This is a genomic window from Pseudomonas sp. SWRI68, assembly GCF_014269165.1.
Lineage (GTDB): Bacteria > Pseudomonadota > Gammaproteobacteria > Pseudomonadales > Pseudomonadaceae > Aquipseudomonas > Aquipseudomonas capeferrum.
In genome coordinates this window covers 52,782-69,559 of record NZ_JABWRU010000012.1, presented here as the reverse complement: position 1 = coordinate 69,559, position 16,778 = coordinate 52,782, and the positions used below count along the sequence as shown (strand labels likewise).

Below are 16,778 nucleotides of genomic sequence, written 5' to 3'. Positions count from 1 at the left end.
CGGGCTTACTTGCCCGACTTGATCTTGGTCCAGCTGCGGGTGATCGCACGCAGGGTGGCGGCGTCCAGGTCGCTGATCGCGTACAGCTGCTTCTTCACGGCCTCCGACGGATAGATGCTCGGATCGCTGGTGATGTCTTTTTCCACAAGCGGAGTGGCCGCCTTGTTGCCGTTCGGGAAGCGCACGGCGTTGGTGATCTCGGCCATGACCTCCGGCTGCAGCAGGTAGTTCATGAACTGGTAGGCGGCGTCGAGGTTGGTGGCATCCTTGGGGATCGCGACCATGTCATAGAAGGTACCGGCGCCTTCCTTGGGAATGGTGTAGGCCAGCTTGACCTTGTCACCGGCTTCGTGGGCGCGGGCCTTGGACTGCTCCAGGTCACCCGAATAACCGACCGCGACGCAGATGTTGCCGTTGGCCAGGTCGGAGATGTACTTGGACGAGTGGAAGTAAGCGATCGAAGGGCGCACCTTGAGGAACAGGTCTTCGGCGGCTTTGAGATCAGCCTTGTCCTTGCTGTTGGTCGGCTTGCCCAGGTAGTGCAAGGCGGCCGGAATCATTTCGGTCGGTGCGTCGAGGAAGCTCACGCCGCAGCTCTTGAGCTTTTCGATGTTCTCGGGCTTGAACACCACATCCCATGAGTCGATCTTGTCGACGCCGAGCGCCGCCTTGACCTTCTCCGGGTTGTAGCCGATACCGATCGAGCCCCACATGTACGGGAAGGCGTGCTTGTTGCCCTGGTCGCTGGCGTCACCGACGGCCTTGAGCAGGTCTTCGTCGAGGTTCTTCCAGTTGGGCAGCTTGGAGCGGTCCAGCTCCTGGTAGACACCGGCCTTGATCTGCTTGGCCAGGAAGTTGTTGGACGGCACGACGATGTCATAGCCCGACTTGCCTGCCAGCAACTTGGCTTCGAGGGTCTCGTTGCTGTCGAAGACGTCATAGACGACCTTGATGCCGGTCTCTTTCTCGAAATTGGCCACGGTGTCCGGGGCGATGTAGTCCGACCAGTTGTACACGTGCAGTACTTTGTCATCAGCCTGAACAGCGGTCGCCATGGCACCCATCAGGGCGGCGGCCAGCAACGTCTTGCCCATTTTCTTCATGCGTCATGCTCCAGATTTTTTTGATTAGCCATCCGTTCAGCTGCCAGGTCCCGCAGTACACGCGCTGGGCGACTGAAACAGTCGCTAGTCTGGCAAGTTACAAGGCGCTGTTTCAAGGAAAGCAGCCCCTTGTAACCAACTAATGTCACAACGCTAGCCTAGCAGGTGCTCATCTGATCGCTTCGAGGGTCAGGTCCAGGCACTTGCGCGCCTTTTCCACCAGCTCGTCGATCTCTGCATGGCTGATCACCAGCGGTGGCGCGATGATCATGGTGTCACCCACCGCACGCATGATCAGGCCGTTCTCGAAGCAGAAGTTGCGGCAGATCATGCCCACCCCCTTGCCTTCGTAACGGCTGCGGGTCGCCTTGTCCTTGACCAGCTCGATCGCGCCGAGCAGGCCCAGGCCGCGCACCTCACCCACCAGCGGGTGGTCTTGCAGCTCAAGCAAACGCTTTTGCAAATACGGTGCCGCTTCGTTGCGTGCCTGCTCGACAATGTGCTCGTCGCGCAGGATGCGCAGGTTTTCCAGGCCTACTGCGGCCGCTACCGGGTGGCCCGAATAGGTGAAGCCGTGGTTGAAATCGCCGCCCTCGCTGATCACCTTGGCCACAGTGTCACGCACGATCACACCGCCCATGGGGATGTAACCGGAGGTCAGGCCCTTGGCGATGGTCATCAGGTCGGGCTTGAGGTCGTAGTAGTCGGAGCCGAACCACTCGCCGGTGCGGCCGAAGCCGCAGATGACTTCGTCGGCAACGAACAGGATGTCGTACTTGGCGAGGATCTCCTTGACCTTCGGCCAGTAGGTTTCTGGCGGGATGATCACCCCGCCCGCGCCCTGGATCGGCTCGGCGATGAAGGCCGCGACGTTGTCTTCGCCGACTTCGAGGATTTTTTTCTCCAGTTGCTCGGCGGCCCACACCCCGAACGCGTCCGGGCTCATGTCCCCGCCCTCACCGAACCAGTACGGCTGCGGGATGTGCACAATGCCCGGGATCGGCAGGCCGCCCTGCTCGTGCATGCCACTCATGCCACCCAGGCACGCACCGGCGAAGGTGGAGCCGTGGTAGCCGTTGATGCGGCCGATGATGGTCTGCTTGTGCGGTTTACCCTTCAGTGCCCAGTAGTGACGGACCATGCGCAGCACGGTGTCGTTGCCTTCGGAGCCGGAGCCGGTGAAGAACACATGGCTCATGCCTTCGGGCGCCACGTCGGTGATCGCCTTGGCCAGCTCCAATGCCGGCGGGTGCGCGGTCTGGAAGAACAGGTTGTAGTACGGCAGCTCGCGCATCTGCTTTTCGGCAGCCTGCACCAGCTCTTCGCGGCCATACCCCACCGCAACGCACCACAGGCCGGCCATGCCGTCGAGGATCTTGTTGCCCTCGCTATCCCACAAATGCACGCCCTGGGCCTTGGTAATGATGCGCGGCCCCTTCTCCTTCAGCTGTTTGTAGTCGCTGAAGGGCGCGAGGTGGTGCTCGCCGCTCAGGGTTTGCCATTCACGGGTTTGCGGGTTTTTGACGCTCATGTGCTTCTCCGTTATCCGACAGCCGCGCTCCTGCGGCACCAGGGTTGATCAGACTGCAAACAGCAGGAACTCACGTTCCCAGGAACTGATGACGCGTTTGAAGTTTTCGTGTTCGGCGCGTTTGGTGGCGACGTAGCCGGTGATGAACTTCTTGCCCAGGTACTGCACCAGCGCACGGCTGACTTCCATGCGTTCCAGGGCGTCTTCGATGGTCAGTGGCAGGCGCAGGTTGCGGCGTTCGTAACCACGGCCCTGCACCGGTGCGCTGGCCTCGATGCCTTCGACCATGCCGATGTAGCCGCACAGCAGGCTGGCGGCGATGGCCAGGTAAGGGTTGGCATCGGCGCCCGGCAGGCGGTTCTCGACCCGGCGGTTCTGCGGCCCGGCATCCGGCACGCGCAGGCCGACGGTACGGTTTTCCTCGCCCCACTCGACGTTCACCGGCGCCGAGGTGTCGGGCAGGAAGCGGCGGAACGAGTTGACGTTGGGGGCGAACAGCGGCAGCGCCTCGGGGATGAACTTCTGCAGGCCACCGATGTGGTGCAGGAACAGCTCGCTCATGCTGCCGTCTTCGTTACTGAAGATGTTCTTGCCGGTGGCCGCGTCGATCACGCTCTGGTGCAGGTGCATGGCACTGCCAGGCTCGCCGGTCATGGGCTTGGCCATGAAGGTCGCGGCCACATTGTGCTTGAGCGCGGCCTCGCGCATGGTGCGTTTGAACACCAGGATCTGGTCGGCCAGGTGCAGCGCGTTGCCGTGACGGAAGTTGATTTCCATCTGCGCCGTGCCGTCTTCGTGGATCAGCGTGTCGAGGTCCAGCTTCTGCAGTTCGCACCAGTCATAGACATCCTCGAACAGCGGGTCGAATTCGTTGGCGGCTTCGATCGAGAACGACTGGCGGCCGGTTTCCGGGCGACCCGAGCGGCCTACCGGCGGCTGCAGCGGGAAGTCCGGGTCTTCGCTACGCTTGGTCAGGTAGAACTCCATCTCGGGCGCGACAATCGGCTGCCAGCCTTTGTCGGCGTAGAGCTTGAGCACTTTCTTCAAGACGTTGCGCGGCGACAGTTCGACCGGGTTGCCCTTCTTGTCGTAGGTGTCGTGGATCACCTGCGCCGTCGGCTCGATGGCCCAGGGCACCAGGAACACGGCGTCTTCGTCGGGGCGGCAGATCATGTCGATGTCGGCCGGGTCGAGCAGTTCGTAATAGATGTCGTCGTCGACGTAGTCACCCGTCACGGTCTGCAGCAGCACGCTCTCGGGCAGGCGCATGCCTTTCTCGGCGATGAACTTGTTGGTCGGCGAGATCTTGCCGCGCGTGATACCAGTGAGGTCGCTGATCATGCATTCGACTTCAGTGATCTTGTGCTCTTTCAACCAATCGGTGAGCTGGTCGAGGTTGTTACTCATAAATACCTCAGGAGGTAAGGTGGTCCGCGCATTGATTCTGGATGGAGAAGATTGCTAAAGCAAAAACCCCCACGCACGAGCACAGTGGATACACTGAAACCAAGCGTGTCCGTAATGAGTTTGAAGGGCAGGAAGGCGAATCGAGTAGCGCAACGCCGCTACGGGGTAAGGTCCGGGTGCGCCAAGCGTCAATTATTGCGGCCAGGGCGGCCACACCGTTGACGGTGCGTTCATGAACGACAGGGGTACCCGACCGCACTGCGCAGGCAGCGCTTTCAGGTCGCGACAAGCGGACCATATGACCCTCGTATTATTGTGTTTTGGGTTGTGACCGAGCTTAGCCTTGTTCATTTTTTTACACAACACCTCCGTAAAAAATAAAACACGGCAAGCTTGAGATAGCCCTTTGAGCGGTAAATAGCGGATAATGGCACGCCCCGATATGCAGCAAATCTGCCGTAGATGTGCCATTTCAGGGCGTCATGGGGTTGGCTTGACATCAGTATGGCTTTTCGATTGACTGGTCCTGCAAGCCCCCCTTGATTGATATTTTTAACAACAAAGGTGTTGCATCATGTCGGTACCCCCGCGTGCCGTTCAGCTTAACGAAGCGAACGCGTTCCTTAAGGAACATCCTGAGGTTCTCTACGTTGACCTTCTGATTGCAGATATGAATGGTGTGGTGCGCGGCAAGCGCATAGAGCGCACCAGCCTCCACAAGGTTTACGAGAAAGGCATCAACCTGCCGGCCTCCCTCTTCGCCCTGGACATCAACGGTTCCACCGTCGAGAGCACTGGGCTTGGCCTGGACATCGGCGATGCTGACCGCATCTGCTATCCAATCCCCGACACGCTGTGCAACGAGCCGTGGCAGAAACGCCCCACCGCACAGCTGCTCATGACCATGCACGAGATCGAAGGCGAGCCGTTCTTCGCCGACCCTCGTGAAGTGTTGCGTCAGGTTGTCAGCAAGTTCGACGACATGGGCCTGACCATCTGCGCCGCGTTCGAGCTGGAGTTCTACCTGATCGACCAGGAGAACGTGAACGGCCGCCCGCAACCACCCCGCTCGCCGATCTCGGGCAAGCGCCCACAGTCGACCCAGGTGTACCTGATCGACGACCTCGACGAATACGCCGACTGCCTGCAGGACATCCTCGAAGGTGCCAAAGAGCAGGGTATTCCGGCCGACGCCATCGTCAAGGAAAGCGCCCCGGCGCAGTTCGAAGTCAACCTGCACCACGTCCCCGACCCGCTCAAGGCCTGTGACTACGCGGTGCTGCTCAAGCGCTTGATCAAGAACATCGCCTACGACCATGAAATGGACACCACCTTCATGGCCAAGCCCTACCCGGGCCAGGCAGGCAACGGCCTGCACGTACACATCTCCGTGCTGGACAAAGATGGCAACAACATCTTCACCAGCGAGGATCCCGAGCAGAACGCCGCGCTACGTCACGCTGTCGGCGGTGTGCTCGAGACCCTGCCCGCGTCCATGGCGTTCCTTTGCCCGAACGTCAACTCGTACCGTCGCTTTGGCGCGCAGTTCTATGTGCCGAACGCGCCGAGCTGGGGCCTGGACAACCGCACCGTGGCCCTGCGCGTGCCGACCGGTTCTGCCGATGCCGTGCGCCTCGAGCACCGGGTAGCCGGCGCCGATGCCAACCCGTACCTAATGATGGCGGCCGTACTGGCCGGCGTGCACCACGGCCTGACCAACAAGGTCGAGCCCGGCGCGCCAATCGAAGGCAACTCGTACGAGCAGCTGGAGCAGAGCCTGCCGAACAACCTGCGCGATGCCCTGCGTGAGCTGGACGACAGCGAGATCCTCAACAAGTACATCGATCCGAAGTACATCGACATCTTCGTCGCGTGCAAGGAAAGCGAGCTGGAGGAGTTCGAGCATTCGATCTCTGACCTCGAGTACAACTGGTACCTGCATACCGTGTAACTGAAAACGCCGCCCATCAGGGCGGCGTTTTTCATTGAGGCCGAGGCAGGCTTACAGCGACTTCTCGAAAATCTTCGAATTGCGCTGATAGTTGTACAACGAAGCCCGCGCCGCCGGCAGCCGCTCCACGCCACTTGGCGCAAAGCCACGCTCGCGGAACCAGTGCGCAGTGCGCGTCGTCAGCACGAACAGCGTATTCAAACCCATCTGCCGTGCCCGGCTCTCGATGCGTTCAAGCAGCTCATCGCCGCGCCCACCATGCCGGTACTCCGGGTTCACCGCCAGGCACGCCAGCTCCCCCGCCTCGGAATCGGCAATCGGGTACAGCGCCGCACACGCGATGATCATGCCCTCGCGCTCGACCACGCTGAACTGCTCGATTTCCCGCTCCAGCACCTCGCGCGAACGGCGCACCAGGATGCCTTGCTCTTCCAGCGGGCTGATCAGCTCCAACAGGCCGCCGACATCTTCGATGGTTGCCTCACGCACGACCTCGAACTGCTCCTGGGACACCAGCGTACCGCCACCCCCGCGGGTGAACAGCTCGGTCAGCAGCGCACCGTCTTCGGCATAACTGACGATATGGCTGCGCGCCACGCCGCCCTTGCAGGCCTCGGCGGCAGCATCCAGCAGCTCCCCCTGATAGTCGCTGCCCAGGCGCAGCAGATGCGGGGCCACCTGCTGCGGGCGCAGCTCACGCACCAGCTTGCCCTGTTCATCCAGCAGCCCCGGCTCGGCACCGAACAGCAGCAGTTTGTCGGCACCCAGCTCGATGGCCGCGCGGGTGGCCACGTCTTCGCAGGCCAGGTTGAAGATTTCACCGGTGGGCGAGTACCCCAGCGGCGACAGCAGCACGATGGAGCGCTCGTCGAGCAAGCGGCTGATGCCTTTGCGGTCGACCCGGCGCACTTCGCCGGTGTGGTGGTAGTCCACGCCTTCGAGCACACCGATGGGCCGGGCAGTGACCAGGTTGCCGGACGCCACGCGCAGGCGCGAGCCCTGCATCGGCGAAGCGGCGATGTCCATCGACAAGCGCGCCTCGATGGCCAGGCGCAGGGCACCCACAGCATCGATCACGCAATCCAGCGTGGCCGCATCGGTGATGCGCAGGCTGCGGTGGTAGTGCGGGGTCAGGCCGCGTTCGGCCAGGCGGCTCTCGATCTGCGGGCGCGAGCCATGCACCAGCACCAGCCGCACGCCCAGGCTGTGCAGCAGCACCAGGTCGTGGACGATATTGCCGAAATTAGGGTGCTCCACCCCATCGCCGGGGAGCATGACCACAAAGGTGCAGTCGCGATGGGCATTGATGTACGGGGAAGCATGGCGCAGCCAGTTGACGTAATCGGGCATGACAGGGCCTGTGGATAAGTGGACGGAGAACGGCGATACAGGGGGCGTTCAAGATCATCGTCGGAACAGGCTTGCGGTCACGCGCGGTCTCCTCTAGGCAGGAACGAATCAGCTCAATGGACGTTTAGTGCAGGCAATAGTGCCGGATCAGGTCACGCAATAGACGCACGGTAGGCTCGATTCGTGACATTTCAAGGTACTCGCCAGGCTGGTGGGCACAGGCGATGTCGCCAGGGCCCAGCACGATGGTCTGGCAGCCCAGCTGCTGAAGATAAGGCGCTTCGGTGCCGAACGCTACCGCTTCGGCGCGATGACCGGTCAGGCGCTCGGCCACGTGCACCAGCTCGGCGTCCGCAGCCTCCTCGAACGGCGGCACTTCAGGGAACAGCGGCGCATAGTCGATGCGCACCTCATAACGTTCCGCCAGCGGTACCAGCTTCTGGCGAATCGCCGCACGCAACTGCTCTGCATCCATCCCCGGCAGCGGCCGCAGGTCGAATTCCAGTGCACACTGGCCACAAATGCGGTTGGGGTTGTCGCCGCCATGGATGCAGCCGAAGTTCATCGTTGGCGTAGGCACGGTGAACTGTGGGTTGCGGTACGCCTGCTGCCATTGCCCGCGCAACTGCATCAGCTCGCCCATCACCGCGTGCATGGCTTCCATGGCGCTGCGCCCGAGGCTTGGGTCCGACGAATGGCCGCTGCGGCCCAAGATGTCGATGCGGTCCATGAGGATGCCCTTGTGCATGCGGATCGGCCGCAGGCCGGTGGGCTCGCCGATCACCGCTGCGCGGCCCAGCGGCTGGCCGGCCTCGGCCAGGGCGCGGGCGCCGGACATGGAGCTTTCTTCGTCGCAGGTGGCGAGAATCAGCAGCGGTTGCTTGAAGTCGTGCTCCAGCAACGGCAGCACGGCCTCGATGACCAGGGGGAAGAAGCCCTTCATGTCGCAGCTGCCCAGGCCGACCCAACGGCCATCGATCTCGGTCAGCTTCAGCGGGTCGCTCGACCACAGCTGCTCGTCGAAGGGCACGGTATCGCTGTGCCCAGCCAGCACCAGGCCACCTGGGCCAGTGCCACGGCTGGCCAGCAGGTTGAACTTGCCGGGGCTGACCTGCTGGATGTCGCACGTGAAACCCAGGTCGCCCAACCAGCCGGCCAGCAGGTCGATGACCTGGCGGTTGGACTGGTCCAGCGCAGGCTGGGTACAACTGACCGAAGGCGCGGCGATCAAAGCGGCAAACTGGTCTTTCAGCGTCGGCAACGGCATGCCCGTACTCCTCGGAAGCGTTGCCCATCATAGGACCATCTGCCGTCTGGAATAAACCGTTGGCGGCCGACTGCTGTAGACTCTGTTGCCAACGAGCCCCTCCTTCGAGCCAGCGATGCACAAAGAAACCGAACTCAAGCTCCGCGCCAGCCGCGAGACCCTTGCCGCCCTGCGCGAGCACCCCTTGCTGAAAAAGCGCAACAAGTCCGGTTGGCAGACCCGCGAACTGCTCAACCAGTACTTCGACACCCCGGAGCGTGACCTTTCCGCTGCCCGCGTGGCCCTGCGCCTGCGCCGCGATGGCGAGGCGATCATCCAGACCTTGAAGTGCCGTGGCCAAAGCGTGGCCGGGCTGTCCGAGCGCAACGAGTACGAGTGGCAGCTGGACAAGGTCAAGCTCGACCTGAAAAAACTCGACGCCACCTGCTGGCCCGAGCAGCTGGCCGCGCTCGACAAGAAAACCATCAAGCCGCTGTTCACCACCGACTTCACCCGCGAATTCGCGGAAATCGCCTGGGGCCGTGGCAAGAGCAAAGTCGTGATCGAGGCCGCGCTGGACCAAGGCTTCGTGATCGCCGGCAAGCGCAAGGAAGAAATCTGCGAGCTGGAGCTCGAGCTGCGCGAAGGTGCGCCTGAAGCCCTGCTGGAGCTGGCCGCCGAGCTCGCCGCCAGCCTGCCGTTGATGCCCTGCGACATCAGCAAGGCCGAGCGTGGCTACCGCCTGCTGGAGCCCGAGAGCTATGAGCTGGGCTTGCCGCACACCGAGCTGGACGCCGAAATGGCCGTGGACGATGCCTACGCCGCCCTCGCCTGGCAGCTGTTGGCCAGCAGCCAGCGCCTGGCCGAGCAATATCGCCACAATGGCCACTGGCGCCTGTTGCAGGACTGGGTCGAGTGCCTGGCCGAGTTGCGCGCACTGACCAGCAGCCTGGGCCAGGCGGCGCCACGCCCGTCCACCCGCGCCCTGCGCAGCAGCCTCGACGCATTGCTCGAAGACTGGCGCCCGCTGGTGCAGGCCGGTAACGATGACGAAGACATCCGCCGCGCCGCGCCCGAGCAGTTTGCCGAAGAGCTCGAAGACGTGCGTTGGGGTCAGTTCTCCCTGGAAACCTCGCGCTGGCTGCTGGCCCGTGGCTGGACCGCCGAACGCAAAGGCCGTGGCGAACGCCAGGGCAATGCGCAGCTGGCCAGCTGGATGGCCCATCTGCTGGGCGAAGAAGGCCGTGCGCTGAAGCTGCCGCTGTACACCCAGCGCCCGGAAGACCTGGCCGAACAGCTGCCGCGCATCGAACAGGTGCTAGCCTGGCTGCACCATGCCCGCCAGGTGCTCGAAGCACCGCAAATGGACCGCCTGTACGGTGACCTGAAGAAACTGCACGAGCTGGCCGAGCTGCCGCTGTCGGAAGAGCCCGACGAGCTGCTTGAAGCCCGTATCGAACAGGCCCGCGCCGTTGATCAGAGCCGCGGCTGGAAGCACCTGCTCAAGCCCTGACGACACGGCCCTTGTAGGAGCGGCCTTGCGTCGCGAAAGGGTCGCGCAGCGGCCCCAAGATCTCCAAAGCAGCACAGATCTTAAGGCCGCTCCTGCAAAAATCACGAAAATCTACCTCAGCGACCCAGTGGCAGGCTCGTCGTGGACTTGATCTCCGAAAGCGCCACAATCGAATTGACCTCCTGAATCCCCGGCACATTCGACAGCTTTTCAAAGAAGAACCGCTCGTACGCCTCGATGTCCGAGGTAACGATGCGCAGCAGGAAGTCCACCGACCCCATCAGCACATAGCACTCCAGCACCTCCGGGAACCCCCGAATCGCCTCGGTGAACTCGGTGAAATTCGAGCGCCCGTGCGCGTTCAGCTTCACCTCGGCGAAGATCTGCGTGTTCAAGCCGATTTTCTTGCGGTCGAGCAAGGTCACCTGCCCGCGTATCACCCCCTCCTCCTTCAGCCGCTGAATACGCCGCCAGCAAGGCGATTGCGACAGCCCGACACGCTCGGCAATCTGTGCGCTGGACAGCGAAGCGTCCTCCTGAAGCAGTTCGAGGATGCGCCGATCATAGGCGTCCAGCTCGCTGTGCATGAATATTCCCCCAAAACCAGATAATCAGAATTAAACGATCTGCCATTCCAGCAAATCGATGGAATCATAGCGAAAAAATACCCGCCTTAACGTGCAAGAATTTCTCCCACATTCGCGGAGACCAGCATGAACGCACTGCCACGTACCGACGCCTGGGCCGCCAGCAACGCCCACAGCACCGTGCACTACCGCCTGCAGGCCGAGGCCGAGCCCGACAGCCTGTGCCGGGTGCTCAACCTGTTTGCCTTGCAGTTTCTGACCCCGCACCACGTGCAGGTCAGCCAACAGGAGGACTGGCTCGATATCGAAATCGGCGTTGGCGGGCTGAGCTGGCACCGGGCCGAGGTCATTGCACAAAAATTGCGCAACCTGGTGTGCGTGGGTGAGGTGAGCCTGGCGAACCTTGCGCGCGTGGAGCTGGCGGTGGTCTGAGCCCGCTTCTTTTGTTCATGTCGCAAGATCCCGAAACCCTTTGCCAGCAGACAGCTCACCGCACCCGGCTAGCCTTCATCAGGACTCCCCACCTGGCAAGGACGCCAACATGCATACCCCCGGCAAGCAAGCACTCGACCTCAACCGCCTGCTCCAGGCGCTGCTGACCGAGCAGCACCTGGACGCCAGCGACACCCTTCTGGTACTTGAGCAGGCCGCCGCACGCCCGGCCTGCCACCCACTGGAGCTGATCGCCGGCCCTGGTCTTGAAGACCGCATGCACCCCGGCCAGCCGCTGGACTTGGACCGCCTCTGTCAGTGGCTGGCCGATAAGGTCGGCCAGCCCTTTGTGCGCATCGACCCGATGCAACTGGACATGTCCCAGGTCAGCGGGCTGATCTCCCCGGCGTTCGCCCAGCGCCATGGCATCCTCGTCGTGGCCGCCGACGCCTCGGGCGTCACCGTGGCCAGCGCCCAGCCTTATCAGGATGACTGGCAGGCAGACCTGGCCCGCAGCCTCGGCAGGCCGATCCGTCGGGTGTTGGCAAGCCCGTTGCAGATCCGCCAGCTGGGGCAATCGTTCTTGCGCCTGGCCCAGTCGGTACAGGGTGCGCAACACCAGCAGCCGGCCAGCCTGGGGGAGCTCGAACACCTGCTGGAACTGGGCAAACGCCAGGCCGAGGCCAATGCCGACGATGCGCATATCGTGCACATCGTCGACTGGCTGCTGCAGTACGCCCTCGAACAACGCGCCAGCGATATCCACCTGGAGCCCCGCCGCGAACAGGGGCAACTGCGGTACCGCATAGACGGCCTGCTGCACACCGTCTACGCCTTTCCCGCAGGCGTGACCCTGGCGCTGGTCAGCCGCCTCAAACACCTGGGGCGTATGGATGTAGCGGAGAAACGCCGGCCACAAGACGGTCGCCTGCAAAGCCGCCTGCCGGGCGGCGGCGAGGTGGAGCTGCGCCTGTCGACCCTGCCGACGCCGTTTGGCGAAAAACTGGTGTTACGCCTGTTCGACCCGCAGCAACTGCATGAAGGCTTCGACCGCCTGGGCCTCGAAGGGCAGCAGCTGGAGCAATGGCGGGCGCTGCTGCGCCACCGCCAAGGCATCATCCTGGTAACGGGCCCCACCGGTTCCGGCAAGACCAGCACGCTCTACGCCAGCCTCAAACTGCTGGCCACCCCGCAAATCAACCTGTGCACCATCGAAGACCCGATCGAACGGCTGGAACCGGCGTTCAACCAGTTGCAAGTGCAGCCGGCCCTGGGCCTGTGCTTCGCCAACGGCGTGCGGGCGATGCTGCGCCAGGACCCGGACATCATCATGATCGGCGAGATCCGTGACCGTGAAACCGCCCTGGTGGCCGTACAGGCAGCCCTCACCGGGCACCTGGTGCTGTCGACCCTGCACACCAACGATGCCTGCGCTGCGATCACCCGCCTGCAGGAACTGGGCGTAGCCGACTACCTGATCAAGGCGACGCTGATCGGGGTCATGGCGCAACGGCTGATTCGTACCCTTTGCAGCGATTGCCAGGGTTGTGCCTCGGCGGCCAGCGGCCAGCCCTGCCGTACCTGTCGTGGTACCGGATTTCACGGTCGCACGGGCTTGTTCGAACTGTTGATACCCAGCGAAAACTTGCGCGCGCAGATAGGCCCGCACACCGACCTTGCGCACTTGCGGCGCCAGGCACTGACGGAAGGCTTGCTGGACCTGCGCCGCTGCGGGGAGGCGAAAGTGGCCTGCGGGCTGACCCGCGCAGAGGAAGTGCTACGGGCCTGCTCCTGAGCGAAAATCCCTTGTATTCAAGGAACTTGCCTCCTTTGCCACGATCAAACCGCGCATCTTCAACCCTCACCCTTCGAGGTGTTTCAACATGCGTCTCAAAACCGCCATCGCGACCGCTGCCTTGCTTTCGCTGCCAATGGGCTCCGCCATGGCCGATACCTTCTGGCGTAACGTGATTTCTTCCGGTGCGACCACCGCGTCCACCTACCTGACCTCCAAGGATCACAAGCTGGTACTGGCCGCGCAGGAAGACGCTGGCAGCTTCGTGGCCAGCGAAGGCGCCATTCGTGGGCCGTTCCTGGAGTCTGCGCTGCACCAGGTGCGCGCCGAAAACCCAGGCATGCAAGCCAGCGACATGGAACTGGCCAATGCCATTCTGGCCAAGAACGCAGTAGCCGAGTAAATAATCGGGGGGCCAAGCCCCCCGAAACTCAGCGATAAGCCTCCACCGGCACACACGCGCAGAACAAGTTCCTGTCTCCATACACATTGTCGACCCGGTTCACCGCTGGCCAATACTTGTGCTGGCGTACGTGAGCACTGGGGGCGATGCCCTGCTCCAGGCTGTACGGCCTGTTCCACGCTACCAACACATCGGCCAAGGTGTGCGGCGCATGCTTGAGCGGGTTGTCTTCGGCCGGCCAGTTGCCCTCCTGCACCTGGGCGATTTCTGCACGGATCGCCAGCATCGCCTCGACGAAACGGTCCAGCTCGGCCTTGGACTCACTCTCGGTCGGCTCGACCATCAGCGTGCCCGGTACCGGGAATGACATGGTCGGGGCATGAAAGCCGTAGTCCATCAAACGTTTGGCCACGTCCTCCTCACTGATGCCGGTCTGGGCCTTGAGCGGGCGCAGGTCGAGTATGCATTCGTGGGCCACGCGCTGGTTACGCCCGCGGTAGAGCACCGGGAACGCCCCGGCAAGCTGGCTGGCCAGGTAGTTGGCCGAGAGGATCGCCACCTCGCTGGCATCGGCCAGTTGCGGGCCCATCATGGCGATGTACATCCAGCTGATCGGCAGAATGCTCGCACTGCCCCAGGGCGCGGCACTGACCGCGCTGTTGTTCGGGTCCAGGCCGGGTACCGGCACCACCGGGTGGCTGGCGACAAAGGGCTTGAGGTGGGCGCGGATGCCGATCGGGCCCATGCCGGGGCCGCCGCCGCCATGGGGGATGCAGAAGGTCTTGTGCAGGTTCATGTGCGAAACGTCGGCGCCGATGTCTGCGGGCCGTGCCAGGCCGACCTGGGCATTGAGGTTGGCACCGTCCATGTACACCTGGCCACCGTGCTGGTGCACCACGTCGCAGATTTCGCGGATACCCTCTTCGTACACCCCATGGGTCGAGGGGTAGGTGACCATCAGGCAGGACAACCGATCCCCTGCCGCCTGGGCCTTGACCTTGAGGTCCGTGAGGTCGACGTTGCCGTCTTCGTCGCAATCGACGATCACCACCTCCATGCCGGCCATTTGCGCCGAGGCCGGGTTGGTGCCGTGGGCCGAGGACGGAATCAGGCACAGCGTACGCTGCGGCTGATGGCGGCTGCGGTGGTAGCGGGTGATGGCCATGAGGCCGGCGTATTCACCCTGGGCCCCGGAGTTGGGCTGCATGCAAATGGCGTCAAAGCCGGTGATCGCGCACAACCAGCTCTCCAGCTCGTCGATCATCGCTTTGTAGCCAACCGCCTGGGCAGCAGGCGCAAAGGGATGAAGCTGGGCGAAGCCGGGCCAGGTGATGGGGATCATCTCGCTGGTGGCGTTGAGCTTCATGGTGCAGGAGCCCAGCGGGATCATCGACTGGTTCAGCGCCAGGTCCTTGTTTTCCAGCTGCTTGAGGTAGCGCAGCATCTCGGTTTCACTGTGGTGCAGGTTGAAGACCGGGTGCGCAAGGAACGGCGTGCGCCGCACCAGCCCCGCGGGTATGCCTTCGGGCAGCGCCAGTTGGTCGAGCGTCGCGATGTCCAGGCCGTGGTCGACCCCCAGGAAAACATCGAACAGGCGCAACACGGTCTGTTCGCTGCAGGTTTCGTCCAGGCTCACGCCCAGGTGCCCACGCCCGAGGATGCGCAGGTTGATCTGCGCGTGCTCGGCACTTTCGATGATCGCCGCCTGCGCGCCGCCCACCTCCAACGTCAGGGTGTCGAAAAAATGCTGGTTGAGCCGCTTGATGCCCTTGGCTTCAAGGCCGGCCGCCAGGATAAAGGTCAGCCGATGCACGCGCTGGGCAATGCGCTGCAAGCCCTCTGGGCCATGGTAGACGGCATAGAAGCCGGCGATATTGGCCAGCAGTACCTGGGCCGTGCAGATGTTGGAGTTGGCCTTCTCACGGCGGATGTGCTGCTCGCGGGTCTGCAGGGCCATGCGCAGCGCGGTATTGCCACGGGCATCGCGTGACACACCGATGATGCGCCCCGGCATGGCCCGCTTGAAGTCGTCACGGCAGGCGAAATAGGCCGCGTGTGGCCCGCCGTAGCCCATCGGTACGCCAAAGCGCTGGGTCGAGCCCAACACCACATCGGCGCCCAGCTCACCGGGCGGCGCCAGCACCACCAGGCTGAGCAGGTCGGCGGCAACGCAGGCCAAGGCTTGCTGGCTGTGCAACTGGTCGATCAATGGGCGCAGGTCGCGCACCTCGCCATGGGTGTCCGGGTATTGCAGCAAAGCGCCGAATACCGAGTGCTTGGCAAGGTTATCCACAGCGTCGACGATCAGCTCGAAGCCGAACCCCTCGGCGCGGGTTTTCAGTACCGAGAGGGTTTGCGGGTGGCAGTGCTCGTCGGCGAAGAAGGCGTTGCTCTTGTTACGTGCCACGCGCTTGGCCAAGGCCATCGCCTCGGCGGCGGCGGTGGCTTCGTCGAGCAGCGAGGCGTTGGCCAGGGCCAGGCCGGTCAGGTCGATGACCATCTGCTGAAAGTTGAGCAGGGCTTCCAGCCGGCCTTGGGCGATTTCTGGCTGATAAGGCGTATAGGCGGTGTACCAGCCTGGGTTTTCCAGCATGTTGCGCAGGATGACAGTTGGCGTGACGGTGCCGTGGTAGCCCATGCCGATGAGGCTGGTCCAGACCTGATTCTGCTCGGCGTAACCGGCGAGCTTGGCCAGTGCGGCCTGTTCATCCAGGGCCGGCGGCAGGTCGAGTGGGCGATTGAGGCGGATCCCTGGCGGGACCGTCTGCTCGATCAGCTCGCTGCGGCTGGCAACACCCAGCGCGCTGAGCATGGCCTGCTGCTCCGAGGCATCGGGGCCAAGGTGGCGACGCAGGAAAGGGTTGAGCTCTTGCAGTTGATGCAGGGACGGCGACTGGGACATGACGACGCTCTCTTCCTAGACCAGGCCTCATGGAGACTTATAAGTCTAGGAAGGATTGCCGATTGTGCGGAGAAACTTGCTTTTGCCGCACCATGGCCGGGCGGCGCAGTGCGCCCCCCGGCCTGATCAGTTACTCGCCGATCGCAGCCTGATAAGCCGCAGCATCCAGCAGCTCTTCCAATTCAGCTGCGTCGCTTGGCTTCAATTTGAAGATCCACGCCCCATAAGGTTCTTCGTTCAACAGCTCCGGATTGTCTGCCAGCGCGTCGTTGACCGCGATCACTTCGCCAGCGATCGGGGCGTAGATGTCGGAAGCCGCCTTGACCGATTCGACCACGCCTGCGGCATCGCCTTTGGCAAACACCTTGCCGACTTCCGCCAGTTCGACGAACACGACGTCACCCAGGGCTTCCTGTGCATGGTCGCTGATGCCAACGGTCACTGTGCCGTCGCTTTCCAGGCGCGCCCACTCGTGGCTTTCGGCAAAACGCAGGTCGGCGGGGATATTGCTCATGTCTTGAATTCCTCGATTGGCTCAGCGGTCGGCCCGCCGGTTAA

Annotated in this window: 13 protein-coding genes; 5 read left to right on the top strand and 8 right to left on the bottom strand. The window is 63.1% G+C overall.

All coding sequences use genetic code 11. From position 1 onward, the window contains the following. Positions 1 to 5: 5 nt before the first annotated feature. The 3 genes from HU770_RS17900 to HU770_RS17890 all read right to left on the bottom strand — a co-directional run bounded on the left by HU770_RS17900 (position 6) and on the right by HU770_RS17890 (position 4,041). Positions 6 to 1,103: a polyamine ABC transporter substrate-binding protein gene (locus tag HU770_RS17900; protein WP_186664668.1), complete on the bottom strand. Its 1,098-nt coding sequence runs from the start codon at positions 1,101 to 1,103 to the stop codon at positions 6 to 8. A 169-nt stretch (positions 1,104 to 1,272) separates the two neighbouring features. Then, positions 1,273 to 2,634: an aspartate aminotransferase family protein gene (locus HU770_RS17895; protein ID WP_186664666.1), complete on the bottom strand. Its 1,362-nt coding sequence runs from the start codon at positions 2,632 to 2,634 to the stop codon at positions 1,273 to 1,275. A gap of 48 nt (positions 2,635 to 2,682) precedes the next feature. Continuing rightward, the gene (locus HU770_RS17890; RefSeq protein WP_033702137.1) at positions 2,683 to 4,041 is read right to left on the bottom strand and encodes a glutamine synthetase family protein; all 1,359 of its coding nucleotides are present in this window, start codon (positions 4,039 to 4,041) and stop codon (positions 2,683 to 2,685) included. Positions 4,042 to 4,615: 574 nt separating this feature from the next. Here HU770_RS17890 and HU770_RS17885 point away from each other — a divergent pair. Next, complete coding sequence (locus HU770_RS17885) at positions 4,616 to 5,992, top strand: glutamine synthetase family protein (protein ID WP_186657692.1); 1,377 nt, start codon at positions 4,616 to 4,618, stop codon at positions 5,990 to 5,992. 51 nt (positions 5,993 to 6,043) lie between these two features. Here the strand turns inward: HU770_RS17885 and argA are convergent, their stop codons facing one another. Together argA and argE are read right to left on the bottom strand one after the other, a co-directional pair. Next, a complete protein-coding gene (argA, locus tag HU770_RS17880; protein ID WP_033702141.1) occupies positions 6,044 to 7,342 on the bottom strand; it encodes an amino-acid N-acetyltransferase in 1,299 nt (432 codons plus the stop codon). A 124-nt stretch (positions 7,343 to 7,466) separates the two neighbouring features. Continuing rightward, positions 7,467 to 8,609, bottom strand: a complete 1,143-nt coding sequence (gene argE / locus HU770_RS17875; RefSeq protein ID WP_033702143.1) for an acetylornithine deacetylase — start codon at positions 8,607 to 8,609, stop codon at positions 7,467 to 7,469. 115 nt (positions 8,610 to 8,724) lie between these two features. Here argE and HU770_RS17870 point away from each other — a divergent pair, with 115 nt between their 5' ends. Next, complete coding sequence (locus tag HU770_RS17870) at positions 8,725 to 10,101, top strand: CYTH domain-containing protein (protein ID WP_186657690.1); 1,377 nt, start codon at positions 8,725 to 8,727, stop codon at positions 10,099 to 10,101. A gap of 116 nt (positions 10,102 to 10,217) precedes the next feature. On the opposite strand, the gene HU770_RS17865 is transcribed toward HU770_RS17870, so the two are convergent. Beyond that, positions 10,218 to 10,688: an Lrp/AsnC family transcriptional regulator gene (locus tag HU770_RS17865; RefSeq protein ID WP_033702147.1), complete on the bottom strand. Its 471-nt coding sequence runs from the start codon at positions 10,686 to 10,688 to the stop codon at positions 10,218 to 10,220. Between the two features lie 126 nt (positions 10,689 to 10,814). On the opposite strand from HU770_RS17865, the gene HU770_RS17860 reads away from it, so the two are divergent. From HU770_RS17860 to HU770_RS17850, 3 genes are all read left to right on the top strand, one after another. Further along, positions 10,815 to 11,120 carry a hypothetical protein gene (locus HU770_RS17860; protein ID WP_186657687.1) on the top strand — a complete coding sequence of 102 codons (306 nt, stop codon included), beginning with the start codon at positions 10,815 to 10,817 and terminating at the stop codon, positions 11,118 to 11,120. Positions 11,121 to 11,229: 109 nt separating this feature from the next. Next, on the top strand, positions 11,230 to 12,915 hold the full coding sequence (locus HU770_RS17855; protein ID WP_186664664.1) for a GspE/PulE family protein: 1,686 nt from the start codon (positions 11,230 to 11,232) through the stop codon (positions 12,913 to 12,915). Between the two features lie 88 nt (positions 12,916 to 13,003). Then, complete coding sequence (locus HU770_RS17850) at positions 13,004 to 13,318, top strand: DUF2388 domain-containing protein (RefSeq protein ID WP_186657680.1); 315 nt, start codon at positions 13,004 to 13,006, stop codon at positions 13,316 to 13,318. Between the two features lie 28 nt (positions 13,319 to 13,346). On the opposite strand, the gene gcvP is transcribed toward HU770_RS17850, so the two are convergent. Together gcvP and gcvH are read right to left on the bottom strand one after the other, a co-directional pair. Beyond that, positions 13,347 to 16,220: an aminomethyl-transferring glycine dehydrogenase gene (gene gcvP / locus HU770_RS17845; protein ID WP_186664662.1), complete on the bottom strand. Its 2,874-nt coding sequence runs from the start codon at positions 16,218 to 16,220 to the stop codon at positions 13,347 to 13,349. A 130-nt stretch (positions 16,221 to 16,350) separates the two neighbouring features. After that, positions 16,351 to 16,734 carry a glycine cleavage system protein GcvH gene (gcvH, locus tag HU770_RS17840; protein WP_186657668.1) on the bottom strand — a complete coding sequence of 128 codons (384 nt, stop codon included), beginning with the start codon at positions 16,732 to 16,734 and terminating at the stop codon, positions 16,351 to 16,353. Positions 16,735 to 16,778: the final 44 nt, after the last annotated feature.

What these genes read in the sequence shown, in the direction of transcription:
- HU770_RS17900 (WP_186664668.1), bottom strand. Translation starts at nt 1,103, where the DNA reads ATGAAGAAAATGGGCAAGACGTTGCTGGCCGCCGCCCTGATGGGTGCC.
- HU770_RS17895 (WP_186664666.1), bottom strand. Translation starts at nt 2,634, where the DNA reads ATGAGCGTCAAAAACCCGCAAACCCGTGAATGGCAAACCCTGAGCGGC.
- HU770_RS17890 (WP_033702137.1), bottom strand. Translation starts at nt 4,041, where the DNA reads ATGAGTAACAACCTCGACCAGCTCACCGATTGGTTGAAAGAGCACAAG.
- HU770_RS17885 (WP_186657692.1), top strand. Translation starts at nt 4,616, where the DNA reads ATGTCGGTACCCCCGCGTGCCGTTCAGCTTAACGAAGCGAACGCGTTC.
- argA (WP_033702141.1), bottom strand. Translation starts at nt 7,342, where the DNA reads ATGCCCGATTACGTCAACTGGCTGCGCCATGCTTCCCCGTACATCAAT.
- argE (WP_033702143.1), bottom strand. Translation starts at nt 8,609, where the DNA reads ATGCCGTTGCCGACGCTGAAAGACCAGTTTGCCGCTTTGATCGCCGCG.
- HU770_RS17870 (WP_186657690.1), top strand. Translation starts at nt 8,725, where the DNA reads ATGCACAAAGAAACCGAACTCAAGCTCCGCGCCAGCCGCGAGACCCTT.
- HU770_RS17865 (WP_033702147.1), bottom strand. Translation starts at nt 10,688, where the DNA reads ATGCACAGCGAGCTGGACGCCTATGATCGGCGCATCCTCGAACTGCTT.
- HU770_RS17860 (WP_186657687.1), top strand. Translation starts at nt 10,815, where the DNA reads ATGAACGCACTGCCACGTACCGACGCCTGGGCCGCCAGCAACGCCCAC.
- HU770_RS17855 (WP_186664664.1), top strand. Translation starts at nt 11,230, where the DNA reads ATGCATACCCCCGGCAAGCAAGCACTCGACCTCAACCGCCTGCTCCAG.
- HU770_RS17850 (WP_186657680.1), top strand. Translation starts at nt 13,004, where the DNA reads ATGCGTCTCAAAACCGCCATCGCGACCGCTGCCTTGCTTTCGCTGCCA.
- gcvP (WP_186664662.1), bottom strand. Translation starts at nt 16,220, where the DNA reads ATGTCCCAGTCGCCGTCCCTGCATCAACTGCAAGAGCTCAACCCTTTC.
- gcvH (WP_186657668.1), bottom strand. Translation starts at nt 16,734, where the DNA reads ATGAGCAATATCCCCGCCGACCTGCGTTTTGCCGAAAGCCACGAGTGG.